General features: G+C 46.0%; 20 protein-coding genes. 13 read left to right on the plus strand and 7 right to left on the minus strand.

What is annotated here, in order from left to right; genetic code table 11:
* Window positions 1-14 precede the first annotated feature (14 nt).
* The 5 genes from QUB64_RS25385 to QUB64_RS25405 all read left to right on the plus strand — a co-directional run bounded on the left by QUB64_RS25385 (window position 15) and on the right by QUB64_RS25405 (window position 6,767).
* A complete protein-coding gene (locus tag QUB64_RS25385) occupies window positions 15-101 on the plus strand; it encodes a hypothetical protein (RefSeq protein ID WP_333276248.1) in 87 nt (28 codons plus the stop codon).
* A 226-nt stretch (window positions 102-327) separates the two neighbouring features.
* Entirely contained in the window at window positions 328-1,707 is a 1,380-nt protein-coding gene (locus QUB64_RS25390) for an ATP-grasp domain-containing protein (RefSeq protein WP_333276187.1), read from the plus strand.
* A gap of 17 nt (window positions 1,708-1,724) precedes the next feature.
* Window positions 1,725-2,771, plus strand: a complete 1,047-nt coding sequence (locus tag QUB64_RS25395; RefSeq protein ID WP_333276189.1) for a D-alanine--D-alanine ligase family protein — start codon at window positions 1,725-1,727, stop codon at window positions 2,769-2,771.
* Between the two features lie 154 nt (window positions 2,772-2,925).
* Window positions 2,926-4,275, plus strand: coding sequence for a 30S ribosomal protein S12 methylthiotransferase RimO (rimO, locus tag QUB64_RS25400; RefSeq protein ID WP_333276191.1), 1,350 nt, complete (start codon window positions 2,926-2,928; stop codon window positions 4,273-4,275).
* A 1,022-nt stretch (window positions 4,276-5,297) separates the two neighbouring features.
* The gene (locus QUB64_RS25405) at window positions 5,298-6,767 is read left to right on the plus strand and encodes a DEAD/DEAH box helicase (protein WP_333276193.1); all 1,470 of its coding nucleotides are present in this window, start codon (window positions 5,298-5,300) and stop codon (window positions 6,765-6,767) included.
* A 381-nt stretch (window positions 6,768-7,148) separates the two neighbouring features.
* On the opposite strand, the gene QUB64_RS25410 is transcribed toward QUB64_RS25405, so the two are convergent.
* Window positions 7,149-7,694, minus strand: coding sequence for a hypothetical protein (locus QUB64_RS25410; protein WP_333276195.1), 546 nt, complete (start codon window positions 7,692-7,694; stop codon window positions 7,149-7,151).
* Between the two features lie 335 nt (window positions 7,695-8,029).
* Between QUB64_RS25410 and QUB64_RS25415 the strand changes: the two genes are divergently transcribed.
* A complete protein-coding gene (locus QUB64_RS25415) occupies window positions 8,030-9,232 on the plus strand; it encodes a Coenzyme F420 hydrogenase/dehydrogenase, beta subunit C-terminal domain (protein ID WP_333276197.1) in 1,203 nt (400 codons plus the stop codon).
* Window positions 9,233-9,442: 210 nt separating this feature from the next.
* Here the strand turns inward: QUB64_RS25415 and QUB64_RS25420 are convergent, their stop codons facing one another.
* The 3 genes from QUB64_RS25420 to QUB64_RS25430 form a co-directional block, all read right to left on the minus strand.
* Entirely contained in the window at window positions 9,443-9,913 is a 471-nt protein-coding gene (locus QUB64_RS25420) for a GNAT family N-acetyltransferase (protein ID WP_333276199.1), read from the minus strand.
* Window positions 9,914-9,982: 69 nt separating this feature from the next.
* Window positions 9,983-10,354: a DUF2237 family protein gene (locus tag QUB64_RS25425; protein WP_333276201.1), complete on the minus strand. Its 372-nt coding sequence runs from the start codon at window positions 10,352-10,354 to the stop codon at window positions 9,983-9,985.
* A 52-nt stretch (window positions 10,355-10,406) separates the two neighbouring features.
* Complete coding sequence (locus QUB64_RS25430) at window positions 10,407-10,868, minus strand: GNAT family N-acetyltransferase (protein ID WP_333276203.1); 462 nt, start codon at window positions 10,866-10,868, stop codon at window positions 10,407-10,409.
* A 487-nt stretch (window positions 10,869-11,355) separates the two neighbouring features.
* Between QUB64_RS25430 and QUB64_RS25435 the strand changes: the two genes are divergently transcribed.
* From QUB64_RS25435 to QUB64_RS25445, 3 genes are read left to right on the plus strand one after another with little or no spacing between them, the layout of a single operon-like run.
* The gene (locus QUB64_RS25435) at window positions 11,356-11,940 is read left to right on the plus strand and encodes a TetR/AcrR family transcriptional regulator (RefSeq protein ID WP_333276205.1); all 585 of its coding nucleotides are present in this window, start codon (window positions 11,356-11,358) and stop codon (window positions 11,938-11,940) included.
* Window positions 11,941-11,947: 7 nt separating this feature from the next.
* Entirely contained in the window at window positions 11,948-13,450 is a 1,503-nt protein-coding gene (locus QUB64_RS25440; protein ID WP_333276207.1) for an efflux RND transporter periplasmic adaptor subunit, read from the plus strand.
* A gap of 14 nt (window positions 13,451-13,464) precedes the next feature.
* Entirely contained in the window at window positions 13,465-14,103 is a 639-nt protein-coding gene (locus tag QUB64_RS25445; protein ID WP_333276209.1) for a Vat family streptogramin A O-acetyltransferase, read from the plus strand.
* Here the strand turns inward: QUB64_RS25445 and QUB64_RS25450 are convergent.
* Window positions 14,100-14,273 (minus strand): hypothetical protein, encoded by a 174-nt coding sequence (locus tag QUB64_RS25450; RefSeq protein ID WP_333276211.1) that lies wholly within the window; start codon window positions 14,271-14,273, stop codon window positions 14,100-14,102. The genes QUB64_RS25445 and QUB64_RS25450 overlap by 4 nt on opposite strands.
* Here QUB64_RS25450 and devC point away from each other — a divergent pair.
* The gene (gene devC, locus QUB64_RS25455; RefSeq protein ID WP_333276214.1) at window positions 14,263-15,417 is read left to right on the plus strand and encodes an ABC transporter permease DevC; all 1,155 of its coding nucleotides are present in this window, start codon (window positions 14,263-14,265) and stop codon (window positions 15,415-15,417) included. The two genes, QUB64_RS25450 and devC, sit on opposite strands and share 11 nt — an antisense overlap.
* 177 nt (window positions 15,418-15,594) lie before the next feature.
* Window positions 15,595-16,332: a DevA family ABC transporter ATP-binding protein gene (locus QUB64_RS25460; protein ID WP_333276216.1), complete on the plus strand. Its 738-nt coding sequence runs from the start codon at window positions 15,595-15,597 to the stop codon at window positions 16,330-16,332.
* An 8-nt stretch (window positions 16,333-16,340) separates the two neighbouring features.
* Here the strand turns inward: QUB64_RS25460 and QUB64_RS25465 are convergent, their stop codons facing one another.
* A complete protein-coding gene (locus QUB64_RS25465; protein ID WP_333276218.1) occupies window positions 16,341-17,573 on the minus strand; it encodes a methionine gamma-lyase family protein in 1,233 nt (410 codons plus the stop codon).
* A gap of 80 nt (window positions 17,574-17,653) precedes the next feature.
* Between QUB64_RS25465 and QUB64_RS25470 the strand changes: the two genes are divergently transcribed.
* Both QUB64_RS25470 and QUB64_RS25475 read left to right on the plus strand, forming a co-directional pair.
* Window positions 17,654-18,466: an acyl-CoA desaturase gene (locus tag QUB64_RS25470; RefSeq protein WP_333276220.1), complete on the plus strand. Its 813-nt coding sequence runs from the start codon at window positions 17,654-17,656 to the stop codon at window positions 18,464-18,466.
* A gap of 361 nt (window positions 18,467-18,827) precedes the next feature.
* Window positions 18,828-19,655, plus strand: a complete 828-nt coding sequence (locus QUB64_RS25475) for an acyl-CoA desaturase (RefSeq protein ID WP_333276222.1) — start codon at window positions 18,828-18,830, stop codon at window positions 19,653-19,655.
* A gap of 667 nt (window positions 19,656-20,322) precedes the next feature.
* On the opposite strand, the gene QUB64_RS25480 is transcribed toward QUB64_RS25475, so the two are convergent.
* Window positions 20,323-21,168 (minus strand): ABC transporter permease, encoded by an 846-nt coding sequence (locus QUB64_RS25480; protein WP_333276224.1) that lies wholly within the window; start codon window positions 21,166-21,168, stop codon window positions 20,323-20,325.
* Window positions 21,169-21,328: the final 160 nt, after the last annotated feature.

Below are 21,328 nucleotides of genomic sequence, written 5' to 3' on the forward strand. Positions count from 1 at the left end.
AGCCCTTATCTGACATCAACCAGGCTCTAGTTGACGATCGGCGGGTAGAGCAAGTGTTACTGCCGCCCAGAGATGGATTGACTTTAATTCGGCGCGTTTAGTAGAACAAAACTTAGGCGTCAAAACCAAAAAAACCGGTTTTTTTGCCCAGGCGGGCTGTAACGAAGTCCGATGTCAAAAAACCCGGTTTTTAACCACCCGTGCGTCATATCAAATCGGCGCTTCATCGGCATGATTCATCTCTCTCTTGAGACTCTGCGTAGCTTCAAGATCGGTTTAATCATTCAAAAACCACCGCTAATTAGAGTATTTACTTAGTAATAAATTATGATCGAAACAGTTTCAGTTGCAGCGATGCCATCTGAACAGAAAACAAACGAGGCTTCTAGGCGCTTCCAGACAGCAGTCAAAACCATAGCAACCTTAATTTTGCTGCTATTGGTACTGCCCCTGAATCTCGCTTTAACAGCGATCGCCCTCCTGAGATCCATCATCCTCAAACCGTTTCAGTCTCGAACGATCGCGGACTCTCCCCAAACGATTTTGATTAACGGCGGCAAGATGACCAAAGCATTACAGCTAGCGAGATCCTTCCATAAGGCCGGTCATCGGGTAATTTTGGTTGAAACCCACGAATACAGGCTGATTGGTAATCGATACTCTTGGGCAGTCGATCGGTTTTACACAGTACCAAATTTCCAGGCAGAGGAATACCCTCAAGCACTCTTAAAAATTGTCCAACAAGAGGGAGTTAATGTTTACGTTCCCGTCAGTAGTCCAGAGGGCAGTTACTACGATGCCAAAGCCAAAAAGGTACTTTCTCCTCACTGTACGGTAATGCACGTAGATGTCGAAACTGTGCAACGTTTGGATGATAAGTATGAGTTGGCAAAAGCCGCCGAAGCGTTGGGGCTGCGAGTTCCGAAGTCCTACCGCATTACTAATCCGCAGCAAGTAATCGATTTTGATTTTAGTGACGCAAAGCGTCCATATATTATCAAAAGTATTCCCTACGATTGTGTCCACAGGTTTGATCTCACTAAGTTACCCTGCACAACTGAGGCCGAAACAGCCGCTTTTGTCAACTCATTACCAATTTCCGAGAGTAAACCTTGGATTATGCAAGAGTATATTCCGGGGCAAGAATACTGCACTCACAGTACCGTCCGTAACGGTCATCTTCAGTTGCACTGTTGCTGCAAATCATCGGCGTTTCAGCTTAATTACCAGAATGTCGAGCGCCCGGATATCGAAAATTGGATTCGTCAGTTTGCCAAGAGTCTCAATCTGACTGGACAAGTTTCCTTTGATTTCATTGAGGCGGCGGATGATGGAGAGATTTACGCGATCGAATGCAACCCGCGCACCCATACAGCCATCACGATGTTTTACAACCATCCCGATGTGGCAAAAGCTTATTTGGAACCCGACCCTTTACCGCAGACAGTGCAGCCTTTGGCATCTAGTCGCCCGACTTACTGGATTTACCAGGAAATTTGGCGGTTGGTGACTCATTTGTGGTCGCCAAAGCTAGTTTATGAGCGGTTAAAAATTATCGCCCAAGGCAAAGATGCCATCTTCGAGTGGGACGATCCGCTACCGTTTTTGATGGTGCATCATTGGCAAATTCCCTTGTTGTTATGGGGAAATTTGCGTCACCCGAAAGAGTGGATTAAAATTTATTTTCATAGTGGAATAATTCTGTAAATAGGGGGAGATTGAGTATGTCAGTATTACGGGTTTTGCATTTAGTCGGATCGGCAGTTAGCGATTTTTACTGTTATATATCGCGGGTTTATGCAGAAGATTGTCTAAAAAATGCTGCTACTTCAGCACTTTATGAAAGTCATATTGCCTATGTTTCTACCGATGGCCAATGGTATTTTCCCACCTCTCTCGATCCGAGTGCGATCGCGGCAGCTAATCCCATGTCTCTAGCGGGCGCAGTACAGGTGCTGGCAGATCTCCAGGTAGACGTGATGGTGCCCCAGATGTATTGTCTCCCCGGCATGACTCAATACCGAGCCTTGTTCGAGCTGCTGAATATTCCTTACCTGGGTAATACCTCTGAGGTGATGGCCCTGACTGCTGACAAGGCGAAGACTAAGGCAGTAGTAGCGGCCGCTGGGGTAAGTGTGCCACAGGGAGAAGTTCTCCACGCGGGCGATCGCCCTTCGATTGATTTTCCGGTGGTGATCAAGCCAGTGAATGCGGATAATTCTCTGGGAGTTACCTTAGTTAAAAATGCTGCTGACTATGATGCGGCTTTGCAGACAGCATTGACTCATTCAGAGGAAGTGCTAGTAGAAAAATTCATTGAAGTGGGTAGAGAAGTTCGCTGTGGGATTATTGTCGAAGCTGGCGAGCTAGTCTGCTTGCCGCTGGAAGAGTATGCTCTCGATCGTGATACTCTTCCGATTCGGAGTTATGATGAGAAGTTTAAACCAAAGGACGATGGCAACTTGAGCTTGACTTCTAAGCATAGTCCCAAGTCGTGGATAGTTGACACCAGCGATCCGATTACCGAGAGAGTTTGGGCTCAGGCCAGAAAATGCCACATCGCTTTGGGCTGTCGTCACTACAGTTTATTTGATTTTCGCATCGACCCCGATGGACAACCTTGGTTCTTAGAAGCGGGGCTGTACTGTTCTTTTACACCAAAAAGTGTGCTTGTAAATATGACCAAAGCATCAGGAGTTTCTCTGGATACTTTTTTTGACAGTATGTTGCAAAAGGCCTTACAAGGTCGATCGGAACGGTGCAACAAGTAATCTAAATTCGGGTTGCACGGCAATGATGGTTGAGCGTTGACAGTCTAGTGATGAATTGGGAATGGGTGCAACTAAGAAGGATAACTTGCAATTTTTGAAATTGTGTGATACCATAAAACGTTCTCAAAAATAGCGCAACACTAACTATTACTGCATGGCAACGAAGCCAACGATCGCATTTACTCACCTCGGCTGCGAAAAAAATCGCATCGATACCGAACACATGATCGGCTTGCTGGCTCAAGCGGGCTATCAAGTCGATTCTAATGAAGAATTAGCCGATTATGTTGTAGTCAATACTTGCAGTTTTATCCAAGCGGCGCGAGAAGAGTCGGTCCGCACCTTGGTAGAATTGGCAGAAGCTAATAAAAAAGTAGTCATCACCGGCTGCATGGCACAGCATTTTCAGCAGGAATTGCTGGACGAATTGCCGGAAGCAGTCGCAATTGTAGGCACGGGCGACTATCATAAAATCGTCGATGTTATGCAGCAGGTGGAAAAGGGCGATCGAGTTTCCCTCGTCTCCAATGAACCAACTTACATCGCTGACGAAACTACTCCTCGCTATCGCACAACATCCGAAGGTGTCGCTTATCTGCGGATAGCCGAAGGCTGTGACTACCGCTGTGCATTTTGCATTATCCCGCACTTGCGCGGAAATCAAAGGTCTCGCACGATCGAATCTATTGTCGCCGAAGCTAAGCAATTAGCCTCCGAAGGTGTCAAAGAAATTATCTTAATTTCTCAAATTACCACCAACTACGGCAAAGATATCTACGGCGAACCCAAGCTAGCTGAACTGCTTCGGGCTTTGGGTGAAGTAGATGTGCCTTGGATTCGGATGCACTACGCCTATCCAACAGGTTTGACTCCCCAAGTTGTGGCGGCAATCTGCGAAACGCCCAACGTTTTGCCATACTTGGATTTACCGCTGCAACATTCCCATCCCGAAATTCTGCGGGCGATGAACCGGCCTTTTCAAGCTGGGATTAATGATGCCATAGTCGATCGGCTCAAAGCAGCAATTCCCAACGCCGTGATGCGGACAACTTTTATCGTTGGCTTCCCCGGCGAAACCGACGAACACGCAGCACACTTACTGGAATTTGTCAAGCGCCACGAATTCGATCACGTCGGAGTTTTCGTATTTTCGCCCGAAGAAGGCACCCCAGCCTTCAGCTTGCCCCAGCAAATACCGGCAGAAATAATGGAAATGCGCCGCAATTCGGTAATGGCGGCACAACAACCTATATCATTGAAAAAGAATCAAGAATCTGTCGGTCAGGTAGTTGATGTCCTGATAGAACAAGAACAACCAGAGACAGGTGAGTTGATTGGTAGATCCGCTCGGTTTTCCCCAGAAGTAGATGGGCTCGTCTATGTGACAGGAGAAGCACGGCTGGGATCGATCGTACCTGTGAAAATTACAAGTTCAGATGTCTACGACCTCTACGGTCAAGTCGATTTGAGATTTGAGATTTTGGATTGTAGATTGAAGAATTGACTTCACAGACAAATGTGGGGGCTAGGACTTTGGTCTACAATTTGAGGATTGACCCTCTTGAGTGTCCAGGGCTTGTATCCGTTTTTGGGCGGGGTCAAGTCTAAGTGTTGCTGTAACTGTCGCCTTAGACCGTGTGGCGAAAAAAACCAGACACCAACCAAAAATGATTAGCGGATTGTGCAAGAAAAGTAACCATTAGCGCCAGATTGTGCAAAGATATGTAGAAAAGGGGCTGTAAACTTTTTTACCCCCTCTCTGGCAATCGACCCGCCCCTTGGGGTGTGGTAATCTCTACAGAACGATCGGAGAATTTTAACGAATTTAATGTTTTGTTTCTGAATGTAAAGAGTTATGATGATAGCAAGCCAGAAATAAGCGGGGAGAATTTGAGATTGCTTCGCCGTCCGCCCTACACCACAACGGTATCCCGAAAGAGTGTTGAGATGGATAGGCGGTAACGGTAATCCAAAAACGGATAGAAGCCACCGACGCCAGGAGTAGAGAGATTGAAAATTTTAGACGCTAGTGAAGACCCCCCAGATTCATCTGTGGAGTAAATCTAAAATCTAAAATCTAAAATCTAAAATCGACGCTCCGGTCGCTACATACCCTGTTGAATCCCGCAGGCGACGGATTGCGGGATAGCGCCTGAACCAACAAACCTGTAACTACTATGTAGTGCAGTTCAGTGGGGCTGGTCATGATCCTCACTATAAAATGCCCGCGTAGGGAAAGCTTGCAAGTACCTCAAAGGAAGTCCAATGTACTGTTTAAAGAATGTTGGAAGCCGATAACTCGATCGCTGGCGGTTGATATCGGTGATGTCACAAAATCAAAGACGGCTGTCGAATCGGTAAATTTAGTCACCATCGACGGAGCTGCCCTATACTCGATTGCTATTTAAAAAGGTGCGCGCAGGCGCAGCACCGTACAGAACTCATAGATGAGTTCCTGCCCTAGAGCAGAAATCCGCATCCGAGTTGGGCGACTTAGAAGGCTAAGACTCGTTATTAGGAGCATTAATGAATTTATTGTTTGAAGGCTTGGGTCTTTCGGAAGAACTCGTTCTCCATCTGGAAACACTCGGCTTTACAGAACCTACTCCCATCCAAGTACAAGCAATTCCGCACCTGTTAGCAGGTCGCGACGTTGTGGGTCAAGCCCAAACAGGAACGGGTAAAACGGCAGCATTCTCGTTGCCCATCTTGGAGCGGATTGATTTAGATGTAACTGCGGTGCAAGCATTGGTGCTCACACCGACTCGCGAATTGGCGATGCAGGTAACTGAAGCCATCCGCGATTTGAGCGGTATCAGCAGCGACGGCCCGGTAAAAGTGGGTCGCTCTCTGCAAGTTCTGACGGTGTACGGCGGTCAGTCGATCGATCGCCAAATGCAGCGTTTGAAGCGCGGCGTTCACATCGTTGTCGGTACACCCGGACGCATACTAGATATGCTGAGCCGCGGTAGCTTGAAACTAGACAAGGTACAATGGCTGGTTTTGGATGAAGCTGACGAAATGCTCAGCATGGGCTTTATCCAAGATGTGGAAAAAATCTTGGATGCTGCACCAAAAGATCGTCAAACAGCATTTTTCTCGGCGACGATGGAACCTTCCATTCGGAAATTGGTAGCGCGGCATTTGCGCAACCCAGTCAACGTCACGGTAGAGCAGCCAAAAGCAACGCCGAAGCGCATCAGCCAAGGCGTGTACATGATTCCTCGCGGCTGGTCGAAGGCAAGAGCTTTGCAGCCAATTCTAGAAATGGAAGACCCAGAATCTGCATTGATTTTTGTGCGGACGCGGCAGTCGGCGGCGGAACTTACCAGCCAACTGCAAGCAGCAGGCCACAGCGTTGATGAGTATCACGGTAATTTGAATCAGGCACAGCGGGAACGCTTGCTGTCTCGGTTCCGCCAATGTCAAGTCCGCTGGGTAGTGGCGACTGATATTGCGGCTCGGGGTTTGGATGTGGATCATTTGACTCACGTAATTAACTACGATTTGCCCGATAGTGTAGAAAGCTACGTTCACCGGATCGGGCGCACGGGCCGCGCCGGTCGCGAAGGAACTGCGATCACCCTGATTCAACCGGTAGATCGCCGCAAATTGCGCTTGATTGAACGCCACGTGCGATCGAGCTTGACTGTACGAAACATTCCGACACGCGCACAAATTGAAGCTCGTCAGTTGGAAAAGATGCAGGGTAAGGTTCGCGAAGCTTTGGCTGGCGAACGGATGGCATCTTTCTTACCTCTGGTGTCTCAGTTGTCGGAGGAGTACGACTCCCATGCGATCGCGGCTGCTGCTTTGCAAATGGCCTTCGATCAAAGCCGTCCTGCTTGGATGGGCGCTGATTACGCTCAACAAGAAGATCCCCCGGTTGGAGAAAACAGCGTCAAGCCAATCTTGATTAAGAAGCGGGCTAAGACTGGCGCGCCGACTAATTCAGTCGGTTCGAGCGTTCCTTCTCCTGTTCCCCAGAACAGCTAATTAGTAGGGTGCGCAATGCGCGCCTTATTTTCTAACTGGTAGGGTGCGCAGTGCGCACCTTATTTTTTTATGTGTGGAATTAAAGTCTAGGTACGTAGTTGCGCTTGGGCGCTCTTTATCTATATATGAAAGAGCGCCCAAGTGCAACTACGTACCTTTATTTAATTTGATAGTTGCGTCCACGAAAGTGGCGCTGAACGTGCAAGTTTGATTGTTGTTTTGAGCAACCCTGAAACTCGACAGAAGTAAGAAGGACTGAAGTCCTCACTACGAACCTGAAGTAAGAAGGACTGAAGTCCTCACTACGAACCTGAAGTAAGAAGGACTGAAGTCCTCACTACGAACCTCTATACGGGGATTTTGGGACTGCTGTCTAATATTTTAGTTGAGCTGCGTGCCGACAATAATCTTTTGCACGCGATCGCCCTTAAGTTCCAAAACCAAATTAGAAGCCTTTTGGTCGTTGCTGTAAGTCAACCGACTCACTCCACCCTCCACAGATTGCGAGCTGTAACCGTAAGTTTTAAGGACTTTTTGGGTTTTATCTCCTACTTTGACACTATTAAGTGTCCCGAACTTGGGATTTGTAGTAGAAATTAAATAAACTTTGCCATTCCAGGCTGCTACCGTCAATTTCGAGTAGGTTAGAGTGCGAATCTTGCCGCCGATCGCCTTACCAGCCGGTTTAGTTTCGTCGCGCTGCGGTTTACCCAACTTGCGTTTAGCCTCTTCGACAGACATTCCCAACTTCACGCCGCCAATCCCCAAGCGCGAATAGTCGATCGCCGCCGGCTTTTGTGTGGCGTTCAGCATTTTTTCGAGAGCAACAACTGTTTGATTCATACCCGCAACAGGGCGAACTAAAGCAGCAAATCCGAAGCTCGAAATTGCGATATTGAGCATGATGCCAGCGACGGCTGTTGTCACAAACAATCTTACCATTTTTTTATACCTTTATTTTGCAGTTTATTCCTGCAATACCCCGTTATATCCGGATAAATACTAATGATTGCGGGCGAATACAATTCGCACGCCAAACAGCCAAAGTCCGCCTGCGAGGACTAAAACAGTAAGGATATTCATCCCCCAAAATATAACATAGAGAAACCCGGTTTCAGTAGGGGGCGTACCCCCGTGCTCGTCTTTATTCGGGGTTTCTGAATACCAACACCATTTTACGTTTAATTAGCGCGAATACTTAATCGCGGGAATGGGTATGATATCCTAACAAAAGCCGTTTCTCCATAAAATCTGCAATTTAGATGACCGCCATAGATTCCACTAAACACCAGAAATCTAAAGCCCTAAAACCGGGCAGCCGCCGCCCCGCGAAAGAACTTTGCAGCGAGTGCGGTTTGTGCGATACATATTATATCCATTATGTCAAGGAAGCTTGCGCTTTCTTAACTCAGCATATCGCAGAACTGGAAGAGGAGATTCACGGGCGATCGCGCAATCTCGACAATCCCGATGATTGGTACTTCGGCGTCAGTCAAAATATGATGGCTGCTAAGAAAAAAGAACCCATTGAGGGCGCTCAGTGGACGGGAATTGTCAGCTCAATCGCGATCGAAATGCTAGAAAAAGGCATTGTTGAAGGCGTTGTCTGCGTCCAAAATACCAAGGAAGACCGCTTTCAACCGATGCCAATAATTGCCAGAAATCGCGCCGAGATTCTGGCAGCAAAAGTCAATAAACCAACTCTTTCTCCCAACCTTTCAGTATTAGAACAAATCGCAAAATCTGGGATGAAGCGGCTGTTAGTAATTGGCGTCGGCTGTCAAATTCAAGCATTGCGAACAGTCGAGAAAGAACTTGGTTTAGAAAAACTTTATGTTCTCGGAACTCCCTGTGTCGATAATGTCAGCCGCGCGGGATTGCAGAAATTCCTAGATACGACTAGCCGTTCTCCCGAAACGGTGGTGTCTTATGAGTTTATGCAAGACTTTAACGTTCATTTTAAGCACGAAGATGGTTCGGAGGAAAAAGTGCCGTTTTTTGGATTGAATACGAAGGAATTGAAAGATGTTTTTGCTCCTTCTTGTTTGAGCTGTTTTGATTATGTGAATTCCTTGGCAGATTTAGTTGTGGGCTACATGGGTGCACCTTTTGGCTGGCAGTGGATTGTGGTGCGAAATGATACCGGGCAAGAGATGTTAGACTTGGTAACGGCTCAGCTAAACACTCAGCCGGTGATGTCTCAGGGAAATAGAAAAGAGGCTGTTCAGCAAAGTATTCCGGCTTATGAGAAAGGTGTGACTTTGCCGATGTGGGCGGCGAAGTTGATGGGGGTTTTTATTGAGAGAATTGGGCCGAAGGGTTTGGAATATGCCCGTTTTTCAATTGATTCTCATTTCACTCGCAATTATTTGTATGTGAAGCGGAATCACCCGGAGAAGTTGGAGGCTCACGTGCCGGAATATGCTAAGCGGATTGTCGGTCAATATAAGTTACCAGATGTTTAATATTGTGGTAGCGCGAATCCTATCGTATCCTGTAAATTACCATTAAAAAAAAATGTTTGTAGTGAGGACTTTAGTCCTGCGATCGATGCGGACTAAAGTCCTCACTACAAACCAATTTTATGGTCGCATAAATATTGTAGGGTGCGTTAGTCAGAAGCTAGTTAATTATTCAAGAAATCATGCTAGCTGACGCACCCTACGAGTCTACGCCTAAGCTGCTAAGGCCTTACGGTAAACTATCTTGTCATCGCCTGCTTTGTAGAAGTCGCGAATCCGCGCTTCTTCGTCGAAACCGCACTTGCTGTAGAACGATCGCACGCGATCGAATTCCGGGAGCCCCGACGTTTCTACCAGTAACACTCGCCCGCCTCGGGCCATCAACGTTTGTTCAACGTAGCGCAGCAGTGTCGCACCGCGCCCTTGTCCCTGGCGATCGGGTAGAATGGCGATCAATTGCAGGTTCCAGGTGCGATCGGTCATCGGTTCCAATTCGCAGTAGGCGACTCCCACGGGCCCGCCGTCGTCATCGGTAATCCAGAAGCGATCGCTATCGTTGTTAGTGGCGAAGTAATCAGCCAGCATTTCACTAACCTCGTCGAGTTGGTTCGCCTCGAACAAGCCAGTCGCTTCGGCTAGGGCGATTAGGGCGATCGTGTCATCCGGCGCAGTCGATCGAATCATTATGAACTCCGGTTGAAATTTTGGACGGTGCGTAGCTTCATACTGAGTAAAAATGGCGATCGCACATTCCTATAAATCAGCAGCGTGTTCCTTCAATTCGTCCAAAGAAACGTATTCCAAAGTTAAGACGTGAGTCGCAGACAAAACCACGCGGGGCGCGCATCCAGCATCCATTGCTTCCTTCCAGCGAGAAGCGCACAAACACCAACAATCCCCGGGTTTCAATCCCGGAAATTTAAAATCGGGAACGGGGGTACTCAAATCGTTTCCCATTCTTTTTGTGTACTTCAAAAACTCTTCTGTCACTTGCGCGCAAACGGTGTGAACTCCCAAATCGCCGCCGCCCGTATTGCATTTGCCGTCCCGATAATATCCTGTCATCGGCGATGTGCAGCAAGTCTCTAACTTTCCGCCCAGCACATTTGTCGCTTCCGTAACCATCGCAGCTCCTCCACACAACTCTGCGATCTAATTTTACACAAAAGGTGGTTTTTTATATATTTTTTTCCATTGCAAAGTTGATTAATTTTTGTCCTCTCCGTTCTACTTCTTGCTTTTTAATCACCATAAATCCCTGGGTTTCAAAAAAAGGTCGAGCTGTAATGCTGACTTCGGCAAATAACTTTTTAAGTCCTAAGTCTTGGGCTTTTGACTCAATTTGTGTTAGAATCAGCTTGCCAATTCCTTGTCTTTGAAAGTTTTTGTGACAGTAGAAGCGATCGATATGGCCGTTGATTTCTAATTCTCCAAAACCTGCGATTGTATCGCCCTCTTCTGCTACGAAGGTAAATTTACTGCTTAAACTTTGCATCCACGTTTGAATATCGGTATCTGCTGGCGCCCAAGCATCTACTTGGGCTGTTGTGTAATCGCGGATATTTACTTCGTGCACTGTGTCATAGAACAGTTTGACAATTTTTTCAGTGTCGCTGATTTCGTAGGTTCGTACTTTCATAAAAATTCAAGTCAGTTTAAAAAATAATGCCACTCTTTACAAGCTCAAAACGATGATATTCATCAGTGCTGCTCAATCCTCAAATCTCAATCCTCAAATCTCAATCCTAAATTATAAAATTTCCAATCTAAAATCGTTCGACTGAGCGAAGTCGAAGTCTAAAATCGTTCGACTGAGCGAAGTCGAAGTCTAAAATCGACTGACGCAGATTGATGGCGAGGTGTTTTCGATTTCGAGCTAAATCTGCCCCGAAAAATCGACTCTAAAAATAATTTTACTGCACCCCTTGACAAGCTCTGCTAGTCTGTGCAACATTAATTATAACAATTGTTCGATATACTTATATTTTCCAAGCTCAGCCGCCAAAAGCTTTTTTTGTATTCGCTTATACTATATCGGATGTTCGATATAGGAATATTCGGTCGATCGCTCTTAAATCTCCGATCACCTAGGATCTAGAATCAAACATCAGAAGATCGATCGACCTATGCCAAAGATAGTTGACCGCGAATTGTACCGCAAAGAACTGCTGAACAAAAGTTTTGAGCTTTTTGCCGAAAAAGGCTATTCCTCAGTCACAATGCGAGAAATTGCATCAGGAATTGGAGTTTCTACAGGCACGCTTTACCACTATTTTGCTAGCAAAGAAAGCTTATTCGAGCAGTTAATTGAATACTTAAGCTATGAAGATACAAAAGAAGAAGAACTAGCACAATTGGGAAATCCGTCCACCCTAGGAGAAAGGATTCAAGAAATGATGAATTATTTGGCAAAGAATGAAGATTATATTATTAAAAATTTGTTAATAACATTTGATTTTTGTCAGCACAAAACTCGCCAAGAGATTGACCACAACCAGGCCCTTCAGCAAGCAGGAAAGCGTTACGAAGAGGCAGTGTGTTGCTACTTGGGTGTTTCCGATCCGGCAATTGCTATATTTATTATCAACTCTGTTGACGGCTTGCTGGTAAGAAGGTTTTATCAAGGCGAAAGGATATCTTTTGCGGAACAAGCGAATTTATTAAAAGAAATGCTGCTGGCTTATTTAGAAAAAAAATCACTGCAAATATAGGAGGAATATGAATTTTCAATTTTTCATCAAGCCTAAAAATCCATTGGTAACGGGATTAGTAATTGCTGGCGCTGCTATTAGCGTCGCTACAACTTTTTACGGCATTTCTCAGTATGGATCGTTAGCTAAAAATGCTGAACCTTTACCCGTAGAAACGCCGCCGCCCAGGAAAATTACGGCATTGGGAAGATTGGAACCGATGGGGGAAGTGATTCGCTTGGGGGTGTCGCAGGCGTTGGATGGCGATCGCGTGGCGAAGTTGTTAGTCAAGGAGGGCGATCGCGTGAAAGCGGGGCAATCGATCGCAATTTTGGATGCGGGCGATCGGCTAAAATCTGCTTTAGAGGAAGCCAAAGAAAAAGTCAAAGTTGCTGAAGCCAGTTTAGCCAAGGTAAAAGCGGGCGCCAAGTCGGGAGAACTTGCAGCACAATCTGCCACAATTGGCAAATTAGAAGCCCAATTGCAAGGAAACCAGGAGGCGCAACAAGCAACAGTCGATCGGCTGCAAGCGCAATGGCAAGGAGAAAAAACCGCACAGCAAGCAACTATCAGGAGAATAACCGCACAATGGCAAGGCGAAAGGAAAGCACAAACAGCAACAATCAGCAGAATAACCGCACAGTGGCAAGGAGAAAAAACAGCACAAACAGCCGCAATTGACAAATTAAAAGCCGACTCAAATAATGCCGAAACCGAATACCTGCGGCACAAAGAACTTGTTGCCGAAGGCGCTATTTCTCAATCGGTAATGGACAGCAAACGGCTGGCATTAGAAACAAGTCGCCAGCAAGTTAAAGAAGCCGAAGCAAATCTCAGCCGCATCAACAGTACGGCAAAACAGCAGCTTAAAGAAGGCGAAGCAAATCTCACCCGAATTAACAGTACAGGAATCCAACAAGTCAACGAAGCAGAAGCCAATCTTGCTAGAATAAATAGTACAGCAATCCAGCAGTTAGCAGAAGCTGAAGCAACACTTAATCGCATCAAAAACAGTGGTCGCGAAGAACTGAAAGAAGCCCAAGCAACTCTCGACAAAATAGGCGAAGTACGCCCAGTAGATATCCAAGCAGCGCAAACCGAAATCAACAGCGCGATTGCCCAAGTCAATCGCGCCCAAACCGAATTAAATCAAGCTTACATCCGCACTCCCAACCCCGGAAAAATCATTAAAATTCACACTCGCCCCGGAGAAAAAATCAGCGATGATGGCATTGCAGACGTGGGAGAAACCCAGCAAATGGTAGTCGTCGCCGAAGTTTATCAAACGGACATCAACAAAATTAAGGTTGGGCAAAAAGCAACAGTTACCAGCCAAGCATTTGCAGGGGCATTGCCGGGGACAGTGAAAGAAATTGGGTTGAAAGTCAGCAAGCAAAACGTGTTTAGCAACCAGCCAGGAGAAAACTTGGACAGCCGAGTTGTCGAAGTAAAAATTCACCTGAATGCTGAGGCTAGCAAACAAGTTGCAGGATTGACCAATTTGCAGGTACAAGTGGCAATTCAAAAGTAGGGAGATTGAGAAACATGGGAGAATTTGGGCCAGCTCCAAACCTACCTTATCCGATGGCAAATCAGCGCCGGGTTTGCTTTATCAAAAACTTTGTGAAATCACCTAATATTATTGTCGGTGATTACTCTTACTATGACGATCCGAGCGATCCGGAAAACTTCGAGAAAAACGTACTTTACAATTATGGGAAGGAGAAATTAATTATTGGTAAATTTTGTGCGATCGCCACCAACGTCAAATTTATTATGAACGGTGCCAACCACAAACTCGACGGGATTTCTACCTATCCATTTCCTGTCTTTGGCAATGGCTGGGAAACTGCGATGAATTTATTAATCGAACTGCCAAGTAAAGGCGATACTGTCATCGGTAATGATGTTTGGATAGGTTACGAATCGGTGATTATGCCGGGAGTTAAAATCGGCGACGGTGCGATTATCGCTGCTAAATCTGTTGTCGTAAAAGATGTTCCAGCTTACACCGTTGTCGGGGGAAATCCCGCAGGTTCCATCAATCAGCGTTTCAGCGACTCCGAAGTTGTACAACTGTTAGAAATTCGCTGGTGGGATTGGGAAATTGATAAAATTTCACGCAATATTAAATTAATTATGCAATCTGATATTCAAGCGCTGAGTAATGCCGATCGGACTTAGGCACTCACCCACAAAGAAACCGGGTTTTTACCGAAATTAAAGGCTGCGATGCAATATCTTCGCAAAAAACCCGGTTTCTCCCCACCGGATGAGCCCAATTCCCGATGCCCGATGCCCCATGCCCCATTCCCAATTCCCCATTCCCCATTCCCTAAATTTATGTTTCGCAAAACACCCCTTGCTTGGTTGCAAGTTACCAGAGAAAAAACTCGTCTTGCTGTTGCTATTGCCGGAATTGCCTTTGCAGACATTTTGATTTTTGTGCAATTAGGATTTCAAGATGCACTCTTTGACTCGGCAGTTAAGCCGCATGAAAGTTTACAGACAGATTTAGTGTTAATCAATCCTCAATTTGAAACTTTCGCAGCGGTAAAACAGTTCAATAGAGAACGCCTTTACCAAGCACAAGGAGTTGCAGGAGTTAAGTCTGTAACTTCACTATATATTGGGATGGGACAGTGGCGAAATCCTACCAACCGTACTACGCGAGCTATTTTAATTTTTGGCATAGACCCTGGAAGCATAACATTTAATTTGCCAGATGTCAATCAGAATTTACCTCAAATTCAAATGTTCAATCATGTGTTATTTGACCAAGCTTCTCGGCCTGAATACGGGGAGATTGCGAATATTTTTAACACACAATCTAGCCTGGATACTGAACTAAATAAACGCAATATTCGAGTTGGTGGAATATTTACTCTCGGTACTTCCTTCGTAGCGGACGGCAATGTCATTGCTAGCGATTCTACCTTCATGAACTTGTTTCCCGAACGCAAGCCAGATCAAATTGATGTGGGTTTAATTCAGTTGAAGCCTGGGGCAGATCTCCTGAAGGTTCAGTCAATGCTCAAGTCTATTTTGCCTGATGATGTCAAGGTTCTGACATTAGCAGAATTTGCGGAAATTGAAAAAGCTTATTGGGGAAATGCTACTCCGATCGGCTTTATTTTTGGATTCGGTACAATTATCGGGTTTGTTGTTGGTCTGATTATTGTTTACCAAATTCTTTATTCTGATGTTTCGGATCACTTGGCTGAGTACGCGACTTTAAAAGCAATGGGATATAGCGATCGCTATTTAGTCGGAGTTTTAGTGCAGGAAGCATTGCTATTAGCTGTTTTGGGCTTTATGCCGGGGATTGTTTTGGCTAACGGGCTATATTCTTTGGCGCAATCTGCTACATTGCTGCCAATTTCGATGACGGCAAATCGAGCGACTACTGTATTGGGTTTGACGATTGTGATGTGTACGGGTTCTGGGGCGCTTGCTCTGCGGAAATTGCGATCGGCAGATCCAGCAGACATTTTCTAGAACCGCATAAGCTGTTGGGCATTTAAATTGCATATTCGGGACGGGCAAGATGCCCATCCCACAAGAATTTAATCAATGTTTGATAGATAATTTAAATATAAAATATGTAAAAATACCTGCATTAATTGTGGCACGGGCATCTTGCCCGTGACTTATCGAAAAAAACAAACAATCACCATGAAAACCCTAAAATCTACCACCAAGTTCAACCAACCCATCACAAATCAACCTGTAATCTCAGTCAAAAACCTCAACCATTACTTCGGTCAAGGTTCCCTCAAAAAACAAGCTTTATTTGACATTAATCTGGATATCAATTCTGGGGAAATAGTAATTATGACGGGGCCCTCGGGTTCGGGAAAAACAACTTTATTGACGATGTTAGGCGGCTTGCGTTCTGCCCAAGAAGGCAGCCTCAATATTCTGGGGGAAGAAATACGTGGCGCTAGTAAGAATCAGTTAACTAAGTTGAGAAAGCAAATTGGTTATATTTTTCAAGCGCATAACTTGATGACGTTTTTGACGGCTAAGCAAAATGTGCGGATGTCTTTGGAACTACACAAGGAAATGCTAAATCAGAATATGGATGCTTTGTCAATATCTATGTTGGAAGCTGTGGGTTTGGCCGATCGCGTGAATTATTACCCAGAAAATCTGTCGGGAGGACAAAAACAAAGGGTGGCGATCGCCCGGGCGTTAGTCAGCCGTCCTAAAATAGTGTTAGCGGATGAACCAACCGCTGCTTTAGACAAACAATCCGGGCGAGATGTGGTGGAGATTATGCAGACACTAGCAAAGGAACAAGGCTGCACGATTTTGCTGGTGACGCACGACAACCGCATTCTCGATATTGCCGATCGCATTATCTACATGGAAGACGGGCGATTAGTGACTAATTTAGCCGATCGACCTTAATCGCATATTCACTTAGCCGGGCCTACAGCCTCGATCGCAGCCTCAAGGGCGATCGACACATGAGTCCAATGAGTACCCCCTTGACAAAAAGCCACATAGGGTTCTCTCAGAGGCCCATCTGCGGAAAACTCCGAGGTACTCCCATCAATAAAAGTACCTCCCGCCATCACCAACTTACTCTCGTACCCCGGCATCGGTGCGGGTACGGGGTCTAAATACGAACCCACCGGGGAATTTTGCTGCACCGCGCGACAAAAAGCAATTAACTTATCAGCCGAACCAAATTCGATCGCCTGAATTACATCCCTGCGCCTCGCCAAAGGAATCGGATTCACCCGATAACCCAACTTATAAAAAACATAAGCCGTCAAATGATTGCCCTTCATCGCCTCGCCCACAAACCCGGGCGCCAAAAACAAACCCTGAAACAGCAAGCGGTTTAAATCAAAAGTCGCGCCCCCGCTGCTGCCGATTCCCGGCGCCGTCAAGCGACAAGTTGCCTGCGACACCAGATCGGCCCGGCCGGCCACGTAACCACCCGCAGGGACGATCGTACCCCCCGGATTTTTGATCAAAGAACCAGCCATCAGATCTGCACCCACAGCAGTAGGTTCGCAATCATCAACAAACTCGCCGTAACAATTATCAACAAAGCAAATTGTGTTAGGATTCTGATGTTTGACTAGATCGACGATTTTTTTAATCTCAGAAATAGACAGACTCGATCGCCAAGAATAACCGCAAGAGCGCTGGATCAAAACCAGGCGAGTTTTTGCTGAAATAGCACAGCTCAATGCCTGCCAATCCAGACTACCTGCGTTAGTTAGAGGCAACTCACGGTAAAGGATGCCAAACTCCATCAGTGAACCTTGACCTTGCCCCCGCAAGCCGATCACTTCTTCTAAAGTATCGTAGGGAGAACCAGCCACTGCCAACATTTCGTCACCAGGACGTAGGATGCCAAACAGAGCACAGGCGATCGCGTGAGTACCCGAAACAAACTGTACCCGCACCGCCGCGGCCTCGGCCCCTACCACTTCGGCAAACACCCCGTCCAAAGTTTCCCGACCTAAATCATCGTGGCCGTAACCCGTAACCCCTGCAAAATGGTGGACTCCAACCCGGTGGCTGCGAAAAGCTTTTAATACTCTTTGAAGATTTTGCTTGACTGTCGCGTCAATACCAGAAAAAATCTGAAAGAGTGCCTGTTCTGCTTCCTGTAGCCGTGAAACGCTATTCATCTATACCTCGCTCACCACTTGCGTGCGCGCTGTTCATTATGGCGTAGATACGGCCCCTAGTTTGTAAACATAAGATATTCATGACGATTGCAACTTCCAAAAAAACTTCTCCTGATTGGCCTGTCATAGGCTTTATGGCTTTTCTGCACACCGGCGCTTTATTTGCTTTGCTGCCGGGTAATTTTAGCTGGTCTGCGATCGGGCTAGCAGTATTCCTGCATTGGGTAACAGGTGGTTTAGGAATAACCCTCGGATTTCACCGTCTCGTCACCCACCGCAGTTTTCAAACACCGAAATGGCTCGAATACTTCCTAGTGATTTGCGGCACCCTGTCCTGTGAAGGCGGCCCGATCGACTGGGTAGGAATGCACCGGTTACACCACATCCATTCCGACACGGAAACAGATCCCCACGATTCCAATCAAGGCTTCTGGTGGAGCCACATGGGCTGGATGCTGTCGGATCTGCCGATCCGAGTTGAAATCCCCCGCTTTACGAAAGACATCGGCGACGACCCAGTATACAAGTTTCTCCAAGCATATTTTATACCCATCCAAATTGTCTTCGGTGTGTTGCTTTATTTATTAGGCGGCTGGTCTTTCGTGGTTTGGGGCGTATTTATGCGGATTGTAGTGGTGTTCCACTGCACTTGGCTGGTTAACAGCGCTACCCACAAATTCGGTTACCGCACCTACGAGTCGGGCGATGGATCGACTAACTGCTGGTGGGTGGCTTTGCTCACCTACGGCGAAGGCTGGCACAACAACCACCACGCTTTCCAATACTCCGCTCGCCACGGTCTCCAATGGTGGGAAATCGACTTCACCTGGATGACAATTCAACTGCTGCAAGGGCTGGGTTTGGCAACCAAAGTGAAATTAGCAGAAAAATAGCCCGATCGGCAATTAGTCATTGGTTGTCGGTCATCAGTTCTGGACTACTGGCTCGTGACCAATGTCTAATCGTGTTTTTTCGATCGCGTTAAGGTTGGGTTGAACTGAGATTGAATCATCTTGTGCGATCGACCCAACCAACACCATAATCAGTTATAATAGATTCGGAAACAAAAAATTTTGTTTCGCAGCCAAAATTTTTAATTTCACAATTAAATCGTAAATCTTTTTCAATCCTCATCCAAAATCTATCATTCATTCTTTATCAGTTTGGGCAAGTGTACAGCAAAACAGTTCACGACTCAATCCAAACTCTTCTGCATGAATTCCAGTCTGCATCTCATCAAAAATCAAAAAAAGAATGACAATAGCAACACAAGACAAACTCCAATACAATTGGAAGCACGTTATTAGTTTAGCAGGACTTCACATCGGCGCTTTGTTCGCCTTGCTTCCCAGCAACTTCAATTGGACAGCAGTTGGTTTAACAGTATTCATGCACTGGATCACCGGCGGTTTGGGAATAACTCTCGGATGGCATCGGATGCTCACCCACCGCAGTTTTCAGGCACCAAAATTCGTAGAATACTTTCTAGCATTTTGCGGAGCCCTGGCTTGTCAAGGAGGAATAATTGATTGGGTTGGGCTGCACCGTTTGCACCACACCCACTCAGACCAAAATGCGATCGACCCTCACAACGCCCAGAACGGTTTTTGGTGGAGTCACCTCGGCTGGATGCTGTATAAAGGCCCAGCTCATGCTGAAATTTCCCGCTGCACCAAAGACATTGCCAGCGATCCATTTTACCAATTTTTGCAAAAATACTTTCTCCCGATGCAAATCCTCTTTGGCGTGTTGCTTTACTTAGCAGCAGGCTGGTCATTTGTAGTTTGGGTAATTTTTGCCCGCTTAGTTTTGGTATATCACTGCACTTGGTTTGTGAACAGTGCAACTCACAAATTTGGCTACCGCACTTACGAAACCGAAGATAGTTCTACTAACTGTTGGTGGGTTGCGGTTTTGACTTACGGCGAAGGGTGGCACAACAACCACCACGCTTATCAATACTCTGCCCGTCACGGCATGAAATGGTGGGAAATTGACTTTACTTGGATGACAATTCAAGCATTAGAAGCAGTAGGTTTGGCTAGTAAGGTGAAATTACCACCTTCCCGAGCGGAAATTTAGTTAGCTATTGTAGCGTGCGTCAGATCTGAAGGTGACATCGCAGATTAATAATTTTCCTCCTGACGCACCTTACGGTTAGTTAGCGCCGCCCTGAGTAACCTCGTTGCTCGCGTCTTTAATCCGTGTTGCGAACCTTTAAAAATTCTAGGAAAACCGCTCCTTAACGCGGATTAAAGCAGATATTTTCTCAATGCTATCAGGTGCGTCGCTCATCGATTGTCGATATTGAGTTAGAAATTTTCTGTGGCGACGCACCCGAAGACTTATAGGGAAATCGCTCCTTAACGCGGATTAACCCAGATATTTTTTCAATGCTATAACGCGGATTAACCCAGATATTTTCTCAATGATATCAGGTGCGTCGCTCATCGATTGTCGATATTGAGTTAGAAATTTTCCGTGGCGACGCACCCGAAGACTTATAGGGAAATCGCTCCTTAATGCGGATTAACCCAGATATTTTCTCAATGCTATCAGGTGCGTCGCTCATCGATTGTCTATATTGAGTTAGAAATTTTCTGTGGCGACGCACCCGAAGACTTATAGGGAAATCGCTCCTTAACGCCGATTAACCCAGATATTTTCTAAATGCTATCAGGTGCGTCGCTCATCGATTGTCGATATTGAGTGAGAGATTTTCAGTGGCGACGCACCCTACAACTAATGACTACTGAGCCCGTTTTTGATCGCCCCTACCGCGCAAATATTCCGCTAAAAACGCCAATCCTCCCGAACCGACTATCAACAGCACACTGAGAGCATTAATATCAGGTTTCACCCCAGTCCGAATCCGGCTAAAAATTTCCATCGGTAGAGTTGTAGTCCCGCTTCCGGCGGTAAAACTCGCAATCAAAAAATCGTCCATACTGAGGACAAAAGATAGCAGACAACCCGAAACAATTCCAGGTATTAATTGAGGTAGCAAAACCTGAATAAAAGCTTCAACAGGTGTTGCACCCAAATCCAAGGCAGCTTCTTCTAAATAAGGGTTTAAATCTGCCAATCTAGTAGAAACAGCTAGAGCGATGTAAGCCAGACAAAACACAACGTGAGCGGCGACAATTGTCCACAAACTCAGAGGAATAGCTAGCGCTGCTAAAAATACCAGAGTAGCAACTGCGCTGGCAATATCTGGAATAATAATCGGCAAGTAGGAAACTCCTTGATATAAACTTTTGCCGGGAAAGCGGTAGCGGGCTAAACCAACTGCCATCAAAGTGCCGAGTACAGCGGAGATGGCTACTGCACAAATAGCGACTGTTAAACTGTTTCTCAGGGCTATTAAAATCCGCGTATCGCTAAATAATTTAACGTACCAATCTAAAGTAAATCCTTCCCAGCCGGCGCTGAAACGCGATTTGTTAAAGCTGTAAAATGTGAGTACCAAAATTGGCAGGTACATATAAAAAAACATCAAAACGGTAAATATTGCCTGCCAAGAAATCTTAAATTTAGGTTTTAAGTACATATCTGGTTGTATTTCCTCCTGTGGATTGTCGGCGGTATTTTCCATATCTCGTTAATCAGGAATGGGGAATGGGGAATGGGGAATCTGGCATCGGGCATCGGGCATTGGGCATCGGGCATCGGGCATTGGGAATTGGGAATTGGGAATCGAAGAATCTAAGAATTGATTGTTTGTAGTTATTATTTGTTATTGTTGATTTGCGAAA

Source organism: Microcoleus sp. Aus8_D2 (assembly GCF_036702665.1).
GTDB lineage: Bacteria > Cyanobacteriota > Cyanobacteriia > Cyanobacteriales > Microcoleaceae > Microcoleus.